The organism is Bartonella queenslandensis, assembly GCF_018155095.1.
GTDB lineage: Bacteria > Pseudomonadota > Alphaproteobacteria > Rhizobiales > Rhizobiaceae > Bartonella > Bartonella queenslandensis_B.
In genome coordinates, this window is sequence record NZ_NAAI01000001.1 from 72,010 (window position 1) to 94,409 (window position 22,400).

At 37.2% G+C, this 22,400-nt stretch carries 17 protein-coding genes and 1 pseudogene; 13 read left to right on the plus strand and 5 right to left on the minus strand.

What is annotated here, in order from left to right; translation table 11 throughout:
- Positions 1-37 precede the first annotated feature (37 nt).
- From B5V81_RS00245 to guaB, 3 genes are all read left to right on the plus strand, one after another.
- Positions 38-1,423, plus strand: a complete 1,386-nt coding sequence (locus tag B5V81_RS00245) for a sigma-54-dependent transcriptional regulator (protein WP_212111069.1) — start codon at positions 38-40, stop codon at positions 1,421-1,423.
- 417 nt (positions 1,424-1,840) lie between these two features.
- Complete coding sequence (locus tag B5V81_RS00250) at positions 1,841-3,412, plus strand: phospholipase D family protein (RefSeq protein WP_212111071.1); 1,572 nt, start codon at positions 1,841-1,843, stop codon at positions 3,410-3,412.
- 157 nt (positions 3,413-3,569) lie between these two features.
- The gene (gene guaB, locus B5V81_RS00255) at positions 3,570-5,069 is read left to right on the plus strand and encodes an IMP dehydrogenase (protein WP_212111074.1); all 1,500 of its coding nucleotides are present in this window, start codon (positions 3,570-3,572) and stop codon (positions 5,067-5,069) included.
- Between the two features lie 179 nt (positions 5,070-5,248).
- On the opposite strand, the gene B5V81_RS00260 is transcribed toward guaB, so the two are convergent.
- Complete coding sequence (locus B5V81_RS00260; RefSeq protein ID WP_212111077.1) at positions 5,249-5,395, minus strand: hypothetical protein; 147 nt, start codon at positions 5,393-5,395, stop codon at positions 5,249-5,251.
- Between the two features lie 504 nt (positions 5,396-5,899).
- On the opposite strand from B5V81_RS00260, the gene B5V81_RS00265 reads away from it, so the two are divergent.
- The 7 genes from B5V81_RS00265 to B5V81_RS00295 all read left to right on the plus strand — a co-directional run bounded on the left by B5V81_RS00265 (position 5,900) and on the right by B5V81_RS00295 (position 15,002).
- Positions 5,900-7,186, plus strand: coding sequence for an RsmB/NOP family class I SAM-dependent RNA methyltransferase (locus tag B5V81_RS00265; RefSeq protein ID WP_212111078.1), 1,287 nt, complete (start codon positions 5,900-5,902; stop codon positions 7,184-7,186).
- A 132-nt stretch (positions 7,187-7,318) separates the two neighbouring features.
- Positions 7,319-8,875, plus strand: a complete 1,557-nt coding sequence (guaA, locus tag B5V81_RS00270) for a glutamine-hydrolyzing GMP synthase (protein WP_212111408.1) — start codon at positions 7,319-7,321, stop codon at positions 8,873-8,875.
- A 202-nt stretch (positions 8,876-9,077) separates the two neighbouring features.
- Entirely contained in the window at positions 9,078-9,800 is a 723-nt protein-coding gene (locus tag B5V81_RS00275) for a glycerophosphodiester phosphodiesterase (protein WP_212111080.1), read from the plus strand.
- 967 nt (positions 9,801-10,767) lie between these two features.
- Entirely contained in the window at positions 10,768-12,102 is a 1,335-nt protein-coding gene (gene ugpB / locus B5V81_RS00280) for a sn-glycerol-3-phosphate ABC transporter substrate-binding protein UgpB (protein WP_212111081.1), read from the plus strand.
- Between the two features lie 95 nt (positions 12,103-12,197).
- On the plus strand, positions 12,198-13,082 hold the full coding sequence (gene ugpA, locus B5V81_RS00285) for a sn-glycerol-3-phosphate ABC transporter permease UgpA (protein WP_212111083.1): 885 nt from the start codon (positions 12,198-12,200) through the stop codon (positions 13,080-13,082).
- 10 nt (positions 13,083-13,092) lie between these two features.
- Complete coding sequence (gene ugpE, locus B5V81_RS00290; protein WP_212111085.1) at positions 13,093-13,944, plus strand: sn-glycerol-3-phosphate ABC transporter permease UgpE; 852 nt, start codon at positions 13,093-13,095, stop codon at positions 13,942-13,944.
- 11 nt (positions 13,945-13,955) lie between these two features.
- Positions 13,956-15,002, plus strand: a complete 1,047-nt coding sequence (locus B5V81_RS00295; protein ID WP_212111088.1) for a sn-glycerol-3-phosphate import ATP-binding protein UgpC — start codon at positions 13,956-13,958, stop codon at positions 15,000-15,002.
- 688 nt (positions 15,003-15,690) lie between these two features.
- Here the strand turns inward: B5V81_RS00295 and B5V81_RS08655 are convergent.
- From B5V81_RS08655 to B5V81_RS00315, 4 genes and pseudogenes are all read right to left on the minus strand, one after another.
- Positions 15,691-16,003: pseudogene (locus tag B5V81_RS08655) on the minus strand (Arm DNA-binding domain-containing protein); the annotation flags it as partial.
- 388 nt (positions 16,004-16,391) lie between these two features.
- Positions 16,392-17,312 carry a metal ABC transporter solute-binding protein, Zn/Mn family gene (locus tag B5V81_RS00305; protein WP_212111090.1) on the minus strand — a complete coding sequence of 307 codons (921 nt, stop codon included), beginning with the start codon at positions 17,310-17,312 and terminating at the stop codon, positions 16,392-16,394.
- A gap of 10 nt (positions 17,313-17,322) precedes the next feature.
- Entirely contained in the window at positions 17,323-18,192 is an 870-nt protein-coding gene (locus B5V81_RS00310; protein WP_212111092.1) for a metal ABC transporter permease, read from the minus strand.
- A 3-nt stretch (positions 18,193-18,195) separates the two neighbouring features.
- Positions 18,196-18,948 carry an ABC transporter ATP-binding protein gene (locus tag B5V81_RS00315; RefSeq protein ID WP_212111410.1) on the minus strand — a complete coding sequence of 251 codons (753 nt, stop codon included), beginning with the start codon at positions 18,946-18,948 and terminating at the stop codon, positions 18,196-18,198.
- Between the two features lie 687 nt (positions 18,949-19,635).
- Between B5V81_RS00315 and nrdH the strand changes: the two genes are divergently transcribed.
- The 3 genes from nrdH to nrdE are packed head-to-tail and all read left to right on the plus strand — an operon-like array spanning position 19,636 to position 22,390.
- A complete protein-coding gene (gene nrdH, locus B5V81_RS00320) occupies positions 19,636-19,860 on the plus strand; it encodes a glutaredoxin-like protein NrdH (protein WP_005774163.1) in 225 nt (74 codons plus the stop codon).
- Entirely contained in the window at positions 19,860-20,258 is a 399-nt protein-coding gene (gene nrdI / locus B5V81_RS00325; RefSeq protein WP_212111094.1) for a class Ib ribonucleoside-diphosphate reductase assembly flavoprotein NrdI, read from the plus strand. The genes nrdH and nrdI overlap by 1 nt, the downstream gene beginning before the upstream one ends.
- Complete coding sequence (gene nrdE / locus B5V81_RS00330; protein ID WP_212111096.1) at positions 20,240-22,390, plus strand: class 1b ribonucleoside-diphosphate reductase subunit alpha; 2,151 nt, start codon at positions 20,240-20,242, stop codon at positions 22,388-22,390. The genes nrdI and nrdE overlap by 19 nt, the downstream gene beginning before the upstream one ends.
- Positions 22,391-22,400: the final 10 nt, after the last annotated feature.

Here is a 22,400-nt window from a genome sequence, read left to right on the forward strand (position 1 = left end):
AGTCTCATGAGTAATCTCAAAGGAGATTATTGACATTATGGTTGGTCCCATTCTTGTTGCGAGTGAAGATTATGGAAGACGTATAGAGCTTTCTGCTATGCTCCGAGGTTTTGGTTACCGTGTCATTGAAGCAGAAAATGGTCTCCGTACAATTGATCTTTTACACAGACGTAAAAACATTGTGCTTGCACTCCTTGATGTCGTTATGAGTGATTTGAGTGTGAGCGATTTGATTAAAATGATTAGAGTTGCTGGTGTTTCTGTTCCTATTGTTGTGATAGCACAACAAGAGAATCATGATTTACTCCAGAAAGCTTTAACAGCTGGAGCTATTGATTATTGGATTCATCCAGTAACATTATTACGCGTAAGAGTTACTTTGGATATTCTTGCTCTTATTTCTGCCTTAGAGCATGAGGTTCGAGATATTCGGCGAAAGAAAGAGAATCATCTACAGTTTTCTGACCTTTGCATAAAAAGTAGAGCTATGCAGATTGTTTTAGAGCAATCAAGAACAGCAGCAACGACTTCGCAGAATCTTTTGATAGAGGGTGAAGTGGGAACAGGTCGTGAGACCTTAGCTCGGATGATTCATCATGAAGGTTTATTCTCGGAAGGGGATTTTATTCGCTTTCAATGTTCAGCAATTGCTGATCCAGAAAAAGAAAATCAGCATTGGTTTAAAGAATTTCTCCCATTGGTTTCTTCACTTAAAAAAGGAACACTTTGTCTTTGTGATATTGATCGACTTGAACCCATACAGCAAAAACGGTTTGCTGATTATCTTAAAGAAAGGGAAAGGGATACAAAAGGAGAACTTTTTCCTTTTCGAATCATTGCTATTTCAACATCGCGTTTAAAGGACTTGGTTAAAGAGAACTTTTTTTTGCATAGTTTGTTTGAACAATTTTCTCATCTATCTATTAGCGTTCCTGCTTTACGAGAATTAAGGGATGACTTTCCAGAAATCACACAACGTTTGATTAATCGCATCATAACAGAAACAGGGCGATCACATGTCCATGGTTTAGCAGGATCGGCTCTTTCCTTGCTTATGCAGTATGATTGGCCTGGCAATAGAAATGAACTTGAAAATTTTTTATTTCGTGCGATTTTACTCAGTGAGGGACCGTTATTAACTGTTCGGGATTTTCCACAATTAATGGGAAATTCATTAATGGGTGTTCCAAATATCATTGAGGGTAATATGCAAGAAGAGAATGAACAAGAATGGATACAATTTTTGAATACTGATGGGCATGTGCGTACTTTTGCAGAAATGGAACATGATATTATTGAGAAAGCGGTTAAACATTATAAGGGACATATGAGTGAGATTGCGCGCCGCCTTCATATCGGACGCTCTACACTTTATAGAAAAATGGAAGAATTAAGAGCTATAAGAAATCAAAAACGAAAGTAAAATTCATAACAAATCTCTATTTTATAACCAGCATGATTTTTAAAAAAGTAGAAGGAATTTTGATAAAGGCAGTAGGGTGTACTTAAAAGAAAACAACCATTTATTATAAACTTTATCTATTGAAGATGATTTTGTAGATTATAAATCAAGTATGGATTTTGACTATTTTGTCGTTAGTTTCGTTTTATACAATTTTAGTTAAATCTACATTTATTAAAGCTGAAAATATTCGATCTGAAAAATATTTTTTTGAATCTTTTAAATATTATAGCTGAAATTTTTCGTCATAGATATTAAGTTTATACTCTTTTAAACAAAACGTGGCATTTTATCTGCTGCACGGTTAAGATAAATTATTAGCATTGTGGTTCGTATCACGGATGATGCGATAGCTTAAAAATAGAAAGTTTATCGTCTTTGACTTTTTTACAGATTGTTATTGGTTTTATTCTCTTTTTTTTTATTGCGTCTATGTTGGCAATTTACACTTATGGGCGTTTTGTGAAAAGTGCTAGGGGGCAATCTTCTTATGCGTTGCCTATTCAGAAAGATGAAACCAAGCTTGATCGTATCGTTAGTCAATTGGCTGAGAAAGAAAATGGCTTGGGGGTTGATAAAGATGCGCTTTCCCTCCTCATCAGCAATTTGGATGCGTTTTGTATTCGTGCAATAGGAGCTGCAGAGGCTGGGCGTAGCCTTGATCTGATGTATTATATTTGGAACGATGATTTAACAGGGCGCCTATTATTAAGTGAAATCGTTGAGGCAGCTGATCGGGGTGTTCGAGTACGGCTTCTTTTGGATGATATTAACGCTCAGGCACGTGATCCAGCGTATATTGCGCTCGATAAACATCCTCATATTGAGGTGAGAATGTTTAATCCAGGGCGATCGCGTAAAGGTGGTTTACGCCGTGGCTTAGAGATTATATTACGGGCAATTACTGTAACGCGGAGAATGCATAATAAAGCTTTTATTGTTGATGGCAGGGTTGCATTTGTAGGAGGACGTAATCTTGCAGACTCTTATTTTGATGCTGGTGAAGAATCTCATTTTCGAGATTTAGATTTGATGTTAATTGGTCCCTCCGTTAAAAAGGTGGAAAATATCTTTGATGATTTTTGGAATAGTGCTGTTGTTTTGCCAATTCATACTTTGGTTCTTCCTAAAAGCGCAAGCGATCTTAGTTATTGGAAGGATAAATTACGAAAATTTCGGGATTCAAAGGTTGCAAAAGTTTATTTAGATTATGTCAAAGAGCACATTAACTTTGATTGTTTTATCCAGACAGGAAAGCGGTTATTTGTAGCCGATAAAGTTGTTGTTCTTTCTGATCCTCCAGAAAAAGCATTGCGTAAAAAAGCAAGTAATTGGCTTATGAAGGCACTCTCAAGGGTTATTGGAAATGCCCAAAAAACGGTTCAGATTACATCGCCTTATTTTGTTCCTGGGAAGGTTGGTACGCAGAATCTTAGTAATCTAGTGTCAAAAGGTGTTGATGTCAAAATTCTGACGAATTCTTTAGCCGCGACCGATGTAGCCTTAGTGCATGGTGGTTATGTACCGTATCGTAAGGAACTGTTGAAAAGTGGTGTTAAGCTTTATGAATTAAAAGCAGAGGGCAACCCCCATGGGTTACGATTATTTCGATCGAGTAAGGCAAGTTTACATGCCAAAGCTTTTTTAGTTGATCGTAAAACAGCTTTTATTGGATCTTTAAACTTTGATCCCAGATCAGCAGCGTTAAATACAGAAATGGGCATTCTTTTTGAATGTGCTCCCATTACAGCAAGGCTAGATTTGTTATTTTGTGAAGAAACGACGGGGGAAATGAGCTATCATCTTCGTCTTGATGACAATAATCGTATTTATTGGGACTTTATTGAAAATGAAAAAAAATATAGCATTGATTTTGAGCCAGAAAGCAATTTTTGGCGGCGCACATTTACAAAAATAATAAGTTGGTTACCAATTGAATCACAATTGTAAATTTTTATAAACCACGCTTTAAAAAAATATTTTTCTTTTCATTTTGTTTGTAGCATGGCATAATTTTTTGCCAATCTACCCTACGAGAACCGCAGTTGTACTTTAAAGCTCCGTGCGGTGTTTTATTATAATGTTTTATTATAAAAGGAATTTTGCTATGGCAAAGATTGTTGAAACGGGAACAGGGGCATTGGCGCTGACTTTTGATGATGTACTTTTGCAGCCCGGTCATTCTCTTGTTATGCCTAGTCAAGTGGATCTTAGGACGCGTATTGCAGCTGATATTAATCTCAATTTGCCATTACTTTCCGCTGCAATGGATACAGTAACAGAATCGCGTTTGGCAATTGCTATGGCGCAAGCTGGTGGTCTTGGGGTTATTCATCGTAATATGTCTCCTACTGAACAGGCAGAAGAAGTTCGCCAGGTAAAAAAGTTTGAATCTGGTATGGTTGTTAATCCAGTCACAATTGGACCTGATGCAACACTTGAAGAAGCGAAAGCTTTAATGCGCTTTCATGGCATTTCAGGTATTCCGGTTGTTGAAAATAATGTTAAAGGTGAGAAAGCGGGACGGCTTGTTGGCATTTTGACCAATAGAGATGTTCGTTTTGCATCGGATCCAAAACAAAAAATTTATGAATTAATGACGCATGAAAATTTGATCACAGTGCGTGAAAATGTTCAACTGAGTGAAGCAAAATATCTTTTACATCATCACCGTATTGAAAAATTATTGGTTGTAGATGAACAAAATTGTTGTGTCGGCTTGATAACAGTTAAGGATATTGAAAAAGCAAAATTAAATCCGAATGCGGCGAAAGATTCTCAAGGGCGTTTGCGTGCTGCGGCAGCGAGTAGTGTTGGGAACGATGGGATTGAACGTGCTGAACGCCTTATTGACGCAGGTGTTGATGTATTGGTCATTGATACAGCGCATGGACATTCTCAGCGTGTGCTAGAAACTGTTGAACGGATTAAAAAGATGGCTTCCTCTCCAGCTGTTATCGCTGGGAATGTCGCGACCGCTCAAGCAACGCAAGCATTGATTGACAGTGGTGCAGATGCGGTCAAAGTTGGTATTGGTCCTGGTTCTATTTGTACAACGCGTATTGTTGCTGGTGTCGGTGTCCCTCAACTTGCAGCTATTATGAATGCAGCAGAAGTTGCTGAAAAAGCAGGTATTCCCATCATAGCAGATGGTGGGATCAAAGCATCGGGTGATTTTGCTAAAGCTTTAGCGGGTGGGGCTTGTGCAGCGATGATCGGTTCTCTTTTAGCGGGTACAGAAGAAAGTCCTGGTGAAGTTTATCTCTATCAAGGTCGATCTTTTAAAGCCTATCGCGGTATGGGATCTGTTGGTGCTATGGCACGAGGATCAGCAGATCGCTATTTTCAAGATGACGTTCGTGATGAATTGAAGTTGGTTCCTGAAGGCGTAGAGGGTCAAGTAGCCTATAAAGGCCCTATAGCATCAGTTTTACATCAGCTTGCTGGTGGATTGCGTGCTTCGATGGGGTATGTTGGGGCAAAAGATCTCGTAGAGTTTCGTGAAAAAGCAACGTTTGTTCGTATTACCAATGCGGGACTCCATGAAAGTCATACGCATGATGTTTCTATCACACGGGAGAGTCCAAACTATCGAGGCCCCGTTTGAAGGAATAAGAGCTTAGCGTCAGGTCGCATAGATGTAAAATATTCCAAGAACAAGAAAAAGAGATGGTTCTTTTTTCCGTTTGTGGTTTGATACAATACTCCAGAAAAGGAAAGAATTAGAGGCTAACACCCTAATTCTTTCTGTTGAGACTATGTGAAGTAAATTATATAAAGTTAAAACTAACTTTTTGTTGTCTTGCGTTCCGTCTTTGACGCACGTTGGCGAGTGTTTGTCTGATCACCTTGGATGGATTTCTTTCCATTGTTTGAGGGCATTGTATTATGACGGCTTTTAGATGAAGTTGTTTTTCCATTATTATAAGTCATTATTTTCTCCTTTTAAATTGTCTGGCAGTTGCCAGCACAGTAAAAACGGTCATGCCAAATAGTGGTTCCAAGTATTTTCTAAAAAGTTAATTTTTTGTTGAGAGTAAGATGAGGTTGTCTCATCTTGTTAGAAGCTTTTTTTATTTTTTCAGGAGGATAATATGTTCAAGATGAAAGATATTTGAGTTTTCCTATTATTTATATAAGTCGAAAAAATTTCATTTTACACAATAATAAAAGAATTTGTTTTTTTGCATAATGCATGGCGACAAGAAATTCTTTATGGATGGTAACGTATCTTTTAGTGTAAGAGGATTTTATGTATTTTAGAAGGATAAAAAGCCAATAGACAGAAAATGAAAGGAAAAATCTAGATTCACTAAATTGGATTTTATAAAGAGGTATGCTCAGCTCATTTTAAAAGTGAATGTAAATTTTTGATAGCTTTGAACAGGTTTCATTGGCAATAAGAAGATAATATTATTGTTTTAATGGGAGAAATAAATGCGATTAGGTGGGCGTTTGCAAGCAGCAATAGACGTTCTCAAAGAGATAGACATGAGGCATCGCCCCGTAGCAGAAGCTTTAAAGGATTGGGGGCTTTCTCATCGCTTTGCAGGAGCCAGTGATCGTGCAGCCATTGGTACAATCGTTTATGATGTTTTAAGACGACGATATTCTTTACAATGGCGTATGGAGAGTGATGATATTCGGGATATTGTTTTTGCTGCCTTATTAGATACAGGAAAAATGACGCTGGGGCAAATTGACAGTGCGTTAGAAGAAGATCGGTTTGCACCGCAGTTATTAGAGGATAAACAGCGCAAATCATGGCAAGAACGGCAATTAGTGGATGCACCAGACTATATTCGTGGTGATATACCTCAATGGTGTCAAGCACATCTTTTTCCTTTATTTGGTGATAATTGGATCACTGAAGCTGCAGCGTTAGCAATGCGTCCTTCTTTAGATCTACGGGTAAATAGCCTAAAGGCAACACCAGAAAAGGTGCTGAAAGAGTTAGCAAGGATCAAACTTCAGTCTTTGCCGTGGTTTCAGCAAGCTTTAAGAATTGCACCGATTGAAAAGTTTAACCGTCATCCCAATATTCAAGTTGAACCTGCGTTTCAAAAAGGATATTTTGAAATACAGGATTTAGGATCTCAGATTGTTGCTCATCTTGTTGAAGCACAAGAAGGTATGCAAGTATTGGATTATTGTGCAGGAGCTGGTGGAAAGACATTGGCTTTAGCTTCCGATATGAACAATCGTGGGCAAATTTATGCTTATGATTCCGATAAAGCGCGTTTAGCGCCTATTTTTGATCGTCTTCGACGCGCTGGTGTTCGTAATGTACAAACACGAGCACAAAAAGAAGAATTGAAACCATTAATAGGCCAGATGGATAGAGTTCTATTAGACGCACCCTGTAGTGGGTCTGGGACATGGCGTCGTCGTCCAGATGCGAAATGGCGTTTAACATTAGGGCAAGTAAAACAACGCCAAAAAGAACAGAGGGCTATTTTGAATGAAGCGATAGATTATCTTAAGCCAAATGGGCGCTTAATTTATATTACCTGTTCTCTTTTCGCAGATGAAAATGAGGAACAAATTTCCCATTTTCTTCAACAACATTCTCATTTTTATCCCATAGATGTGCAGGCACTTTGGCAGAAACATTTTAGTTTTTCTCCTGTGCAACCAGTCTTTTCAAATTATGGACTGACTTTATCACCTGCAACAACACAAACAGATGGTTTCTTTTTATCTGTGTTGCAAAAAAAACATTGACCCATATTTTTGCATTTTTTATCATAAATTTTACGAGAATAATCTTTTTCCCAAGAAAACAGGCTTGTGAAAAGAGAAAGATTGAATCATAACTCTCATAAGTTCTCTTTTACAATTGTTGATTGGTTTTCTATGAGCATATCACATCTAGACACTGTTCTTATTATTGATTTTGGTTCACAAGTAACACAACTTATTGCACGGCGAGTGCGAGCAATGGGGGTATATTGTGAAATTGTTCCTTTTCAATTGGCTTTAAAAGCTGTGCGCCGCGTAAATCCTAAAGCTGTTATTTTATCAGGAAGTCCTTATTCCGTTATGGATGAAGGTTCACCACGTGCTCCGAAGGAAATTTTTGAGACTGGTATTCCGATTCTTGGTATTTGCTATGGTGAGCAAGTTATGTGTGTTCAGCTTGGAGGAAAGGTTGAAGCAGGACATGAGCGTGAATTTGGACGCGCTTTTTTGGAAGTACAAGAGAAGAGTGCACTTTTTGATGGCGTGTGGGAAAAAGGATCTCATTATCAAGTATGGATGAGTCACGGCGACCGTGTGGCAGCTTTACCAGAAGGTTTTCGTGTCATAGGAACTTCAAAAGGAGCTCCCTATGCGGCTATTGCGGATGAAAAAAGACATTTTTATGCGGTACAATTTCATCCTGAAGTTATTCATACACCGGATGGTACAAAACTTTTGCAAAATTTTGTTCATAAGATCTCAGCTATTAAAAGCAATTGGTCAATGGCTTCTTATCGTGAGCAGGCAATTGCGACAATACGACAAAAAGTTGGGAAAAGTCGTGTGATTTGTGGTCTTTCAGGTGGGGTTGATTCATCTGTTGTAGCGGTACTTCTTCATGAAGCCGTAGGAGATCAATTGACATGCATTTTGGTCGATCATGGATTGATGCGTAAGAATGAGGCTCAGGAAGTACTTACATTATTCCGCGATCACTATAACATAGAGCTTATTCATGTTAATGCTGCCGATATATTTCTTAATGCTTTAGAAGGTGAGACAGATCCAGAAAAAAAGCGCAAAACAATAGGGCGTCTTTTTATTGAAGTTTTTGAAGAAGAAACAAAAAAAATAGGAGGTGCAGAGTTTTTAGCTCAAGGAACACTTTATCCAGATGTTATTGAGAGTGTATCAGCTATTGGTGAATCGGTAACCATTAAAAGCCATCATAATGTGGGGGGGTTACCAGAACAGATGAATATGAAACTCGTAGAACCGTTGCGTGAGCTTTTTAAGGATGAGGTTCGCTCGCTAGGGCGAGAGTTAGGGCTTCCAGAGCAGTTTATTGGTCGCCATCCTTTCCCAGGCCCCGGCCTTGCAATTCGGTGTCCAGGTGTCGTCACACGCGAAAAATTAGAAATTTTACGTGAAGCAGATTCCATTTATCTTGAGGAAATCCGTAAGGCTGGTCTTTATGATGAAATTTGGCAAGCTTTTGCTGTCCTTCTTCCTGTCCAGACTGTTGGAGTGATGGGGGATAGTCGCACGTATGAATTTGTTTGTGCGCTTCGCGCGGTCACATCTGTCGATGGAATGACCGCTGATTTTTATCCCTATGATATGGCATTTTTGAGTAAGACAGCATCACGCATTATTAACGAAGTTAGAGGAATTAATCGTGTTGTTTATGATGTAACCTCAAAGCCTCCTGGTACCATTGAATGGGAATAATTGAAATGAAGAATAAGCCTTGTAAAAATAACGTATGACTGAGAACTTGATATTTTGAAAAGTATAAAAAATCATAAAAAATGATTGTACACATCTCATATGATATAAAGCTTTATCTGAAAGCCTGTCCGCTCATATTATTTAGAGCCAATGCCATTTAAAATTGATCAATATTATTTAAGACTAAGAAGTGTGAAATTGCATGTCTGAGAAAAAAATTGTTGCACACCGTGGTGGTGCACATCTTTATCCTGAAAATACTCTTTCAGCATTTAATAACGCTATAGCGTTAAGCGTTGATGAAGTTGAATGCGACGTTCATTTACTGAAAAGCGGTGAAGTAGTTGTTTTTCACGATTTCAGTTTAGATCAATTGGTTGGCAAAAAGGGGTATATTCATGACATTGATAATGAAACACGCAAACAACTCTGTGTGAAAGGAAGCCGAGAAGCCCCACCTTTATTAGAAGAAGTTCTTGATCTTTTAGCACCAACTAATGTTGCATTGCATCTTGAAATCAAAACATGTGGTGAAGTGGAGCGTGAAACAATATTATCCCAAAAAGCACTTGCACTCATAAAAAGTCGAAATTTATCAGAACGGGTTTCTGCTATCAGTTTTGATCCTTTGGTTCTTCGTCCTTTTATTGAAGCAGGAATACCATCTGGTCCATGTGTTGATAATTTTGAAGGTGATATGTATCGTCATTTTTCTGAATGGAAACAATTGGGGTATTCTGATCTAAGTTTAAATGGCTCTATTGTTTCACAGGACTTTATTGAATCAGCTCTTGAGTCTGGTTTTACTGTAGGGGTATGGACAATTAATGGGAAAGCTCGGTTATCACATTGGCTTGATATGCCTGTACATTATATTACGACAGATCAACCTGATCTTGCATTGCAATTGCGAGCACAAAGGTAAAAAATATCACTTTATAAAAGAAATCCTTGTACCTTGATAAAGCTAGCTTAATGGAAGAAAACAAGAAATATTTTCTTACACGTAACAATAACACAATAATTTATAATGATAATTAATATTTTCATATTAAATGAAAAGCCTTAATATGTTAGGTTCTCTCATTTCAAATCTTTTTACAATGAATCAGTCAAAGTCATTCGCTTGCACATTACAAGTAGATTTGGTGTGTGGATAAACAACGCCTGAGAAAAGAATAAAATTTTCATTTAAACGCTCTCAAATGCAAGACTTGTTGAAGCATTAGGGGGCATATAGTGGTGCTGTTTTACACTTTTTGAAGTATAAAAATGATGGTGTGCAAAAAGTTTTATACACTTTGAGTGGAGGGACTTTAATGTCCCATTTCATAGGAGCGTTTATGAAATGGATGGGGATGTATTGAATATTTTTTACAGAATGAAAATTTGGTAATACAACGCCGTTTTGTTCTGCATGAAGAGTATGACCTCATGACAGGAAAGGAGACCATTAAATACTCCAAAATAATTTTCTTCATTTTAAGAAAAAGTCTATTTCTTTCTTAAAGGCATTATCAATACCATTTTAAAGTTATAAGTCAAAAGTTATAAGACAAATAACAAAAGAATAAACAACTCTTTTTTAAAAAAGTAAATTCAGATATTACAATAGTCATTAAATGACATTTACGATCTATATCGTTTTACCTATTACCTTGTTTATTTAAATCTTCTCATTTTTTCAAATAGTTACAAACGAATGATTCATGAATACATAAGAAAGCTTATAAAAGAAAACGAATAAATCTAAACAAATTCATTTGACCTTTTGGTGGTTACTGTTTAAATGAACCAACATATTTTTATAATAAAATCGGCATGGCATGTTCATGTGTGATGCTATAGATTTAGGGGTAGTTTGTATTCCATCACTTCAGAAAGGGTGAACCATGAGTCGTTTTTATCTTTCCATAGTAGCCACAGCTGCTATCGTAATAACAACAGCAGGGATAACAGAAGGTTTCGCGCAGACAAAAATCAGCTTTTGGCATTCTATGAGTGGTGAACTAGGAAAGCAAACTGAAAGCCTCGTTAATGATTTTAATGCAAGTCAATCTGAATATAAAGTTATTTCTTCATATCGCGGTGAGTATGAAGAAGGTTTGATTTCACTCATTGCAGCATTTCGTGGAAAGAAACAGCCAGTGCTGGCCCAAATTTATGACGTTGGTACTGGAACTATGATGGCCGCAAAAGGTGCGATCTATCCATTTTATCAACTTATGGCTGACACAAAACAAGAGTTCGATCCTACAGATTATTTTCCTGCTATTAGTGGTTATTATTCCGATGCACAGGGGCGTATGGTTTCTATGCCTTTCAATATTTCAACAGCGATCCTTTATTATAACAAAGATATCTTCAAAAAAGCAGGGCTTGATCCAGAACAGCCTCCTAAAACGTGGCAGGATATAGAAGATTTTTCCAAAAAAATTCTTGAGACTAAAGCAGCAAGGTGTGGTTTTACAATGACTTATGCCGCTCAATGGATTGGTATAGAAAACTTTTCAGCGTTGCATAATATTCCTTTTGGAACGAAAGAAAATGGCTTTAAAGGGTTTGATTCAGAACTTACATTTAATGGACCTTTACAAGTGCGTATGTGGGCTGACCTGAAAAAGTGGTTTGATCAAGGTATTTTCCGCTATGGTGGTCCTGCTGGCGCGCTAGATTCAACGCCAATGTTTATGGCACAAAATTGTGCGATTTTAATGCAATCTTCAGGATCATATGCTGGAATTGTTTCTGACGCTCAGTTTGATGTGGGGGTTGGTATGCTACCTTACTATAAGGATGTAGAAGGAGCACCACAAAATTCAGTTATTGGGGGAGCTTCCATTTGGGCATTTAAAGGCCATACCCCAAAGGAATATGCTGGAGCAGCGGCTTTTCTTAAGTTTCTTTCAACAACAGAAAATCAAGCAAAATGGCATCAGGAAACAGGTTATCTTCCAACCACAAAAGCGACTTATGAATTGAGCAAAAAACAACATTTCTATGAAAAAACGCCAGGTGCTGATATCGCTATCAAACAGATTAATCTTAATCCTCCAACAGTTAACTCGAAAGGTATAAGATTTGGTAATTTACCACAAATCCGTACCATTCTTGATCAAGAGTTGGAAGCTGTTCTTCGTGGTTCAAAAACACCGAAAGATGGCTTAGATGAAACCGTTGAACGTGGAAATAAACTCTTGCGTGAATTTGAAAAATCCAATCATTAATTTCGTTTTATTGTTAAACATTAAAGACTCAACAAAAATCGTTGAGTCCTTTTTGTTTATTTTTTTTAAGTCTCTACATTTAAAGAGCTCTACGAATGCAAGAAAAACATGCATATTTTAGAAATAGTCTCCTTTCTTATGGGTTGCTTTTTCCTCAGCTTCTTGTGACTTTTTTGTTTTTCTTCTGGCCTGCTGCTCAAGCAATAAAATCATCCTTTGAGCGTGAAGACCCTTTTGGCTTTACAACAACCTTTATTGGTTTTGAAAATTATCTAACGGTTCTTTCTGATTCTATTTATCTAAAATCACTTCTTACAACCGCAGTATTTTCCATTTCAGTTACTGTCGTTTCAATGACAATATCGCTTATTTTAGCTGTTTGTGTTGATCGTGTTATTCGTGCAAAAAAGACTTATACAATGCTTTTGCTTTGGCCTTATGCTGTTGCTCCAGTATTGGCAGGTATATTATGGTTATTTATTTTTCATCCCACTATTGGGATTATCCCTGTTCTTCTCGAAAAAGTAGGAGTTTTATGGAATTATCGTATTAATGGCAATCAAGCGATGTTTCTTATTGTTATTGCGGCTAGCTGGAAACAGATTTCTTACAATTTTCTCTTTTTTCTTACAGGTCTTCAGTCCGTTCCGCGTTCTCAAATAGAAGCAGCAGCCATTGATGGTGCTGGTCCCTTTAAACGATTTTGGACTGTTGTTTTTCCACAAATTTCGCCAACAACATTTTTCCTTCTTATCGTCAATATCAATTATGTTATGTTTGATACTTTTGGTATTATTGATAACACGACTTCTGGAGGTCCTGCGCATGCAACGAATATTCTCGTTTATAAAGTATATGACGATGGCTTTAGAAATCAGATAATTGGTGCATCAGCAGCACAATCAACACTATTGATGTTGATGGTTATTGTCTTAACGTTTATCCAGTTTCGCTGGGTTGAGCGTCGTGTACAATATTAGGAAACAAATTATGGTTGAAAATCGCCCTGTTTTGAAATTTCTAACCCATATAACTCTTATTGTTGGTATCATCATTATTTGCTTTCCAGTTTATGTTGCTATCATTGCATCAACGCATAGTTCAGCAGCATTTACCTCAGGAGTACTTCCTCTTTTACCTGGGAAATACGCTTTGGAAAATTATAAAACAATCTTTGGTAATGGTCTTTCACAGCGCGGTTTGCCCAATCTTTGGCCACTTTTAATGAATTCACTTATTATGGCTCTTGGGATTAGTATTGGGAAAATTATTATTTCACTTTTGTCTGCTTATGCTATTGTCTACATGCGTTTTCCTTTCCGAAAAACTGCTTTTGTTCTTATTTTTGTTACATTAATGCTTCCTGTCGAAGTTCGTATTCTTCCAACCTATGTGGTTGTTGCTAAATTGGGAATGATCGACAGCTATAGTGGAATGATTATTCCACTTATTGCATCTGCAACCGCTACATTTTTATTTCGTCAGTTTTTTTTGACTGTTCCAGATGAACTCTTAGAGGCGGCACGTGTTGATGGTGCAGGACCATTTAAATTTTTTAAGGATATTCTCCTTCCTCTCAGCAAAAGTAATATTGCTGCTTTATTTATCATTATGTTTATTTATGGTTGGATACAATATCTTTGGCCTCTTATCATCACAACGGATCAAAATCATCAAACGATCCTGATTATTTTAAAACAACTTATTGTTGAATCACTTCAACATGATCCTCAATGGAATATACTCATGGCAGTATCGATCGTTGCCATGGTACCACCTGTTCTTGTTGTTATTTTCATGCAGCGGCTTTTTATCAAAGGCCTTATTGAAACGGAGAAGTAGGAGAAGTAATCGTGGCCATAATCCAGTTATCAAATATAAAAAAACAGTATGACAACGGCATTCTGGTCATTGATGATTTAAACTTAACGGTTGCCGATAAAGAACTTCTTGTTCTTGTCGGTCCTTCAGGGTGTGGAAAATCCACCTTATTACGTATTATTGCAGGACTTGAACAAGTCACCTCGGGTGAATTACATATTGATAACGAACGTATCAATGATCGTGAACCAGCTGATCGTGATATTGCTATGGTTTTTCAAAATTATGCCCTTTATCCCCATATGACGGTTCGTGGAAACTTAGAATATGGTCTTAAAAATCGTAAAACCCCTAAAGAAGAAATAAAAAAACGCATCGCACATGCTGCAAAACTTTTAGAGATAGAACCATTTCTTGATCGTAAACCACGACAATTATCAGGAGGACAACGCCAGCGTGTTGCAATGGGGCGTGTGATTGTACGTCAACCTCGCGTTTTTCTCTTTGATGAACCTCTTTCAAATCTTGATGCAAAATTACGGGCGCAAATGTGTATTGAAATAAAAACACTACAGCGTTCATTAGGAACAACCAGCCTTTATGTTACCCATGATCAACTAGAAGCCATGACATTAGCGGATAGAATAGTCGTTTTGAATAAAGGAGCTATCGAGCAAATTGGAACACCAATGGAAATTTACGACACTCCAGCAACAATATTTGTTGCTGACTTTATTGGTTCTCCTCCTATGAATTTTCTTGATCGTCATGTCCTAGAACAACATTTAGGACATTCATTTTCTTATGGTGAAAAAACTGATCTTTTAGCCTTCAGACCTGAAATCATCTTATTGGGCGAACATCCAAATAAAGGACCTGTCTTTCACACACAAATTGAGCTTATCAAGCCGATCGGAACAGGTTGCCATGTTTTAACGCGCTGGAATGGTATCATTTTTACGATTGAAGTAAAAGAACGCTTGACACACGACTATGGTCAAAAACTAAGTTTTACTGTTGCTCATCAAGATTTTCATACCTTTAACAAAAACACTGGAAAGCGAACAAATAATAAGTGAATATTAATTGATGTGACAAACCTTTCTTTTATGCTGTATCATGATAATGTTGTGTTTTGGCTCTCTTGATTCCATTCACAAAATCAGAATCTAACCGATGAGCTTAAAAAAATTAAAAGTTTTTGTATGACCCATTGTCACATAACACGAGAATGTTGAAACACTCATATAAAGAAATTCTATCTTTTTACGGTCTGTAAGAAGAATATTATTTTTAAATATAATAAGTTCTCTCATTGAAATTAATATGGATAACAATTTATTAACCACATTTTTTCTGATTTAGAAAAGTATTTTATCATCAATCTTTTGATGAGATAGTTTATATATCTTATAAAGAATGAATGAAAAAAAATAGAAAGAGAAAATTCTTCACAAATGGTGGTGTCAAGTATCCCATATCTTTTAGTTTTGAGCGGTGATATAAAAATCTATTTTAACCATAAAAAACAGGACGATATTCTGAATAGCTTATTGTGTAAGAGTAGTATGTTTTACTTAACAAGAATAGATTGATTTATAATGATAATTCACTGTTTTTTGTGTCATGTGAGAATTCCAAGTTCCATAAAATTTCCTCATTTCACATCTGTTCTATGCTGAATCAATCAAAACCATTCGCTTTCCGTTACAAGCGAAGAGAGCGGTATGGATAAAAAACATTAAAAAAGGACTGAAAATGCTTCTTATGAAGGCGTAAAGGTGCAAACCAGCTTCCTTATCTTTACTATCATTCTTTAGTTCAGTTTTACGACTTTCAAAAGCATCTAGAGCAATATCCCTTCAATAATGAAGATTGCTTATTGCCTCACGCTTTTGTTTATTACGTTCTTTAATGGGGTCACGACCTTCGCGTAAAACAGAACGCCATTGGTTTAGTTTACGGGCTTGTTTTCAAGAGACATCTCTTAATACACTCAAGCCCATTTCACGACGCTGACCATGAATGGTATAACGATAAAGCCATTGAGCCCCCCATCTTTACGCTTGTGAAGTAACAAGCTGGCACCATCATTCTATTTGCCAGCCCCCAATGTTGCGACAGATCTTGCATTAAGACGGTTCATAAGAGCCATTTTTTAATCCTTTCTTATACAGTTTTTACCCACACACAAGCCCCGCTTGTGATCTGCAAGCGAATGGTTTTGATTGATTCAGCATAGAACAGATTTGAAATAAGAGAATTTTACGGTAGTCAGGGTTCTAATTTAATATGAATGACGCTAAATTATCATTATAAATCAATGCATTGATTGAAGTATTTTAAGCATTAAGAATTATTGCAAAAGAAACGTTGGAAAATAGCATAATAATGCTCGCACTTTGGGTGCCATGAGGTAATAAATCCCCTTATAATTTTATGAACTTTTTTCTTCTATAAAAAATTTTTTAATGTTTTGTAATGGCATCAATGATGGTATTTACATTATGCTCCATCATATCGAGATACGTTGCGGCAGGGCCATTTTCGTCTGATAATGCATCAGAATAAAGTGTTCCACCAATTTTTAAACCTGTTTCTTTTGAAATTTGTTTGATGAGACGAGGATTAGAAATATTTTCAACGAACAATGCTGCTGCCTTATTCGCTTTAATTTGTTTTATCAGTTTAGCAACATCAGCTGCAGTTGCTTCAGCTTCTGTTGAAGCGCTTTGGGGGGCAAGGATAGTGAAGCCATATTCCTTGGCAAAATAGCCAAAAGCATCATGAGATGTGATAATGATACGTTTATCTTGAGGGAGGGTAGCAATTTTTGTTTTTAGGGTATCTTGTGCTGTTTGAAGCTTTTTGATGTAGGTTTCAGCATTTTTATTATAGCGCGTACAAGATTGTGGATCAATTTTGCAAAAAGCAGCAGCGATATTCTTCACATAGATTTCGACATTGGGAATTGTTTGCCAAGCATGCGGATCAATAATGCTGTGATGGTGGTGATGGGCGTCATATTCTTGATTTTTCATTTCGAGGGGAGGAATATTAGCACTAACCTTGACAAGAAGTGCTTTTGTACCGCTGGCTGTGATGAGACGGTCAATGAACCCTTCTAAATGAAGTCCGTTGATAAAAATAATCCGAGCGTTTTTAAGAGCTTGAGCATCATGAGGCGTAGGTTCATAAGTGTGGGTATTCGCATTGGGTCCTACAAAAGTGGTCATAGAGATATTGTTGCCTCCTACATTTTTTACGAGATCGGCAAGAATAGAAAAGCTTGCAACAACTTGTATTTTATTGTGTGCAGAAGCAGAAAAGGGAAAAAGGACAAACAATAAAGCAGTAAGCAGAACAAATTTGTGAGTAAATTGAGACATAATTTTTTTCTTAAAATGAGGAAGTATAAAAGAGATGGGGAAACCATGTTACAATAAAACCGCGTGGGCTTATGAGGCAGGAAATAAGGTAAATAAATCCTGCGGCAATGATGATAGCAGGGCCAGAGGGCAGTGAGAGATGAAAAGAAAGCAAGAGACCACATACGCTAGAAATGATGCCAAAAAGAATAGAAAGCACACAAATAGGAACTAAGCGTGAAAACCAAAAACGGGCTGTAATTGCTGGAATCATCATAATGCCAACGGAAAGTAATGTTCCTAGGGATTGAAAGCCTCCAACCAGATTCAACACCACAAGTCCAAGCAACGAAATATGAATATATTTACTCAATGGAGAGAGTGATTTAAAAAAGAGGGGGTCAAAGCTTTCTAAGACAAGTGCACGCCAAAAAATAAAAAGGCAGCAAAGTGTGATCAACATTATGAGAGTGATCAACCAAAGAGCCTGTGTATCAATTGCAAGAACCGATCCAAATAAGAGATGAAGCAGTTCAATGGTTGAATTTTTCAATGAGATAATAATGACACCTGCTGCAAGTGCAATAAGATAAAAGACGGTCATAGATGCATCTTCTTTCTGAAAGCTATTTCGTGAAATTAAAACGGTTGCTAAAGCAACAATAATGCCAGCAAAAATACCACCAAGTGTCATAGATATAAGGGAGAAACCGCAAATGAAAAAAGCCGTTGCAACACCAGGAAGAATGGCATGAGAGATAGCATCTCCCGTCAAACTCATTCCACGGAGCATCAAAAATACACCAACAGGACAAGCGCTAATAGACAGAAGAATTGAGCCGATAAGGGCGCTTTGCATAAAGTGGAAATCAACAAAGGGGGCAAAAAAAAATGCATACACGTCTTATAACCTAAGAAAGAGAGAATCATGAATAGGAGAGAGGTGCTTTTGTGTATTAAAACACAAAGAGTCGGAGGAGAGGGGGGGCATAACGTGGTGAATGGTATTGTCGAGAAACTGTGTTGTTTCTCCATAAAAGGCATTTTGTTGATTAATTTGAATCATTTGAGGAAAAAATTCTTGCACGATGAGAGGGTCATGAAGTGCTGTGAGAACTGTACGTCCTTGTTGTTTCCAGTACGTGATCAGTGCAAGAAGGTCTTTTTGAGTATTGCGGTCGATACCATTGAAAGGTTCATCGAGCAAGATGATATCGGCATCTTGTACAATGATACGTGCAAAAAGGGCGCGCTGTAATTGCCCACCTGATAATGTTTCAAGTGAACGGGTGGCGAGTGTTGTGAGTCCAACCATTTCAAGCGCATTCTGAATCTTAGAATCATAAGGGCGCTGGTTTTTCCATAATCCACAAAAGGACCATAATCCTGTTTTGATAAGCGTTGTCACATCAATGGGAAATGTTTGGTCGATATCACATTGCTGAGCAAGATAAGCAATGCGGCTTTTCTTGGGTTTTGTAATTTTCCCCTTAAGAGGCTTAATCAATCCAGCGATGGCCTTTAACAATGTTGATTTTCCAGTGCCGTTATCACCCGTTATTGCAACCAAGGAACCCGCTTTTAACTTTGCTGAAAAACCCTTAATCGCTATTCTATTCCCATAGCCTAATGTTGTTTTTTTAAAGTGCAGATCCATACTCATACCATCGTTGCTCATTATTTTGGAAACTATGTAATAATATAACACTTGTCAATAAAATGTTATATTATTACATAATTTTGAGTGCTAAATATTTTAGTGGGAAGATCGTGGACAATTCAAAATAATGGTCGAATTTTTCTTGACGAAAGAGAGAGAGTATATACTATATATAGTATCAAAATGATTGGTGATTCTAAATAAGCACAAGAGAGGGTGATGAGTGTGTTTTGTTTGATATCTAAATTATTTCCAATGTTGTCGTAAAAGTTTGTTGAGCAAGGGTATAGCGGTATTCTTGCTGAGAGGTCTCTTTTGGAAGAATTTCCTTTCGTTTTTGTAGTTGATTTTTGCCGTAAAAGAGTAAAATAGAACTCTTGAAAACGGTGGTTTAGAACGTTAGTTTTTTAGACAGCAGGAGGGAATTGTAATGCAAGCAAAAGATTGTTTTATAACTGGGGAGCTTTACCATTTAAGTTATAGAATAATCGTTTATTCTCATCATCGTCTTTGAAGTTATTTGATGAGAGATTCTGTTATTTTCAAAAAGCTGTGTACTATTTGAAAATAATTACACGTTTTGCGTACAATTTCTGTTGTTTGTTATTCTTGAGTACCTATAAAATTATTAGATTGACTCTCTTAGGTAGGGTTGATCGTTTTGAATTGTGAAAGTTGAAGAAAATGTCGATCACTATTTATAGCAAACCATCTTGTGTTCAATGTGATGCTACACGTCGTGCTTTTGATGCAAAAGGCATTCATTATCGTGTTGTTGATATTTCCTGTGATGAACAAGCATACAGTTTTGTTCAGTCTCTGGGGTATCGTCAGGTTCCTGTCGTTGTTTGTGGTGAAAATCATTGGTCTGGTTTTAGACCAGATATGATTAGTGGCCTTTGTGCTTAATGGGACTCATTGTTTATTATTCGAGTGCAACGGGTAATACAGAACATTTTGTCTCGCAGCTTGGTCAACGACTCTTCAAAATTGATAAAAGAAAGCCCTCTGTATTAGTTGGTGAACCTTATGTATTGGTTGTTCCTACATATGCAGATGGAGAAGGAAGAGGGGCAGTGCCGAAAGCCGTTATTCATTTTCTTAATGAAGCTGAGAACCGCAAATTCATTCGTGGTGTCATTGGCAGTGGCAATCGTAATTTTGGTCGCTATTATAGTTTAGCCAGTAAGATCATTGCTGAAAAATGTGGTGTACCTTGCCTTTATCGTTTTGAGCTGCGTGGAACTGATGAAGACGTTATTTGTGTAAAAAAGGGATTGGAAAGATTTTGGAAACAATTGGGATAGAAAAGTCGCAGAAATCCGATCAGATTTCAGATTATCATGCGCTGAATGCAATGCTTAATCTTTATGATGAAAATGGTCATATCCAATTTGATATGGATCGGCTTGCTGCACGGCAATATTTTCTTCAGCATGTTAATCAAAATACGGTTTTTTTTCATAACCTGAAGGAAAAAATAGATTATTTAATAGAAGAAGGTTATTATGAGAAAGCTTTATTTGAGCTTTATGATTTTTCTTTTATCAAAAAGCTTTTTAAGCGTGCTTATGCATTTAAATTTCGTTTTCCTACCTTTCTAGGCGCATTTAAATACTATACCAGCTATACGCTCAAGACTTTTGATGGGAAACGTTATCTTGAGCGTTATGAAGATCGTATCTGTCTTGTGGCCTTATATTTGGCACAAGGGAATAAAGCTCTTGCTGAAAGTTTTGTGGATGAGATTATTACAGGGCGTTTCCAACCAGCAACGCCGACATTTTTAAATGCGGGGAAAAAACAACGAGGTGAATTGGTTTCATGTTTTTTGCTCCGTGTTGAAGATAATATGGAATCGATAGGTCGTGCGGTTAATTCAGCTTTGCAGCTTTCAAAACGCGGTGGAGGTGTGGCACTTTGTTTAACAAATTTGCGGGAGGCTGGAGCGCCAATTAAGCAAATAGAAAATCAATCATCCGGTGTTTTACCAGTGATGAAACTTTTGGAAGATTCTTTTTCTTATGCCAATCAGCTTGGGGCACGACAGGGAGCTGGAGCTGTTTATTTGCATGCGCATCATTTAGATATTATGAAGTTTTTGGATACAAAGCGTGAAAATGCTGATGAAAAGGTCAGAATCAAAACGCTTTCTCTTGGTGTGGTTATTCCTGATATTACATTTGAGCTTGCACGGAATAATGAGGATATGTATCTTTTCTCATCTTATGATATTGAGCGTGTGATGGGTAAACCCTTTAGCGATATTTCTTTAACGGAGCATTATCGTTCTTTTGTTGATAATGCAAAGATTCGTAAGAAGAAAATAAGTGCACGCGTTTTTTTTCAGACATTAGCGGAAATTCAATTTGAGTCTGGTTATCCTTATATTTTATTTGAGGACACGGCTAATCGATCGAATCCGATCGCTGGGCGCATAAGTATGAGCAATTTATGTTCAGAAATTTTGCAGGTGAGTGAGGAGAGTGAACTAGAGACAGATTTAACCTATCGCACGATTGGAAGTGATATATCCTGTAATCTTGGTTCAATGAATATTGCCAAAGCCATGGAAAGTCCTGATTTCGGACAGACCGTGGAATCTGCTGTTCGCGCTCTTACTGCGGTTTCGGATATGAGTAATATTGCCTGCGTGCCTTCTATTGCGAAAGGCAATGCTGAAAGTCATGCGATTGGTTTGGGACAAATGAATTTGCATGGGTTTCTAGCGCGTGAGCAGATCTATTATGGGTCTCCAGAAGCAATTGATTTTACCAATATCTATTTTTACATCGTAACATATCACGCCATACGGGTTTCCAATTTAATTGCGCGCGAACGCCAAGAAGTGTTTGCAGGGTTTGAAAAATCAGCTTATGCAGATGGGCGTTTTTTCAAAAAATATATTGAAAAAGAATGGAAACCGCAATTTGCGCTTGTACAAGAGCTTTTTGCACGAAATAATATTGTTATTCCAGATCAAAAGGATTGGCAAAAACTCAAGGATTTAGTTGTTGAGTACGGGCTGTATAATCGCAATCTACAGGCTGTTCCCCCTACAGGATCTATTTCCTATATTAATCATGCGACTTCTTCTATTCATCCAATTGCCTCAAAAATTGAAATTCGCAAAGAGGGGAAAATTGGGCGTGTTTATTATCCCGCTCCTTATATGGACAATACGAATTTAAATTTTTACCAAGATGCTTATGAAATTGGTCCTGAAAAAATTATAGATACTTATGCTGCTGCAACACAGCATGTTGATCAAGGTCTTTCATTAACATTATTTTTTCCGGATACCGCTACCACACGAGATATTAACCGCGCACAAATTTATGCTTGGAAAAAGGGTATAAAGAGTATTTATTATGTGCGACTGCGACAAGTAGCATTGAGTGGAACAGAAGTCGATGGCTGTGTTTCGTGCAGTTTATAGGAGGTCATCA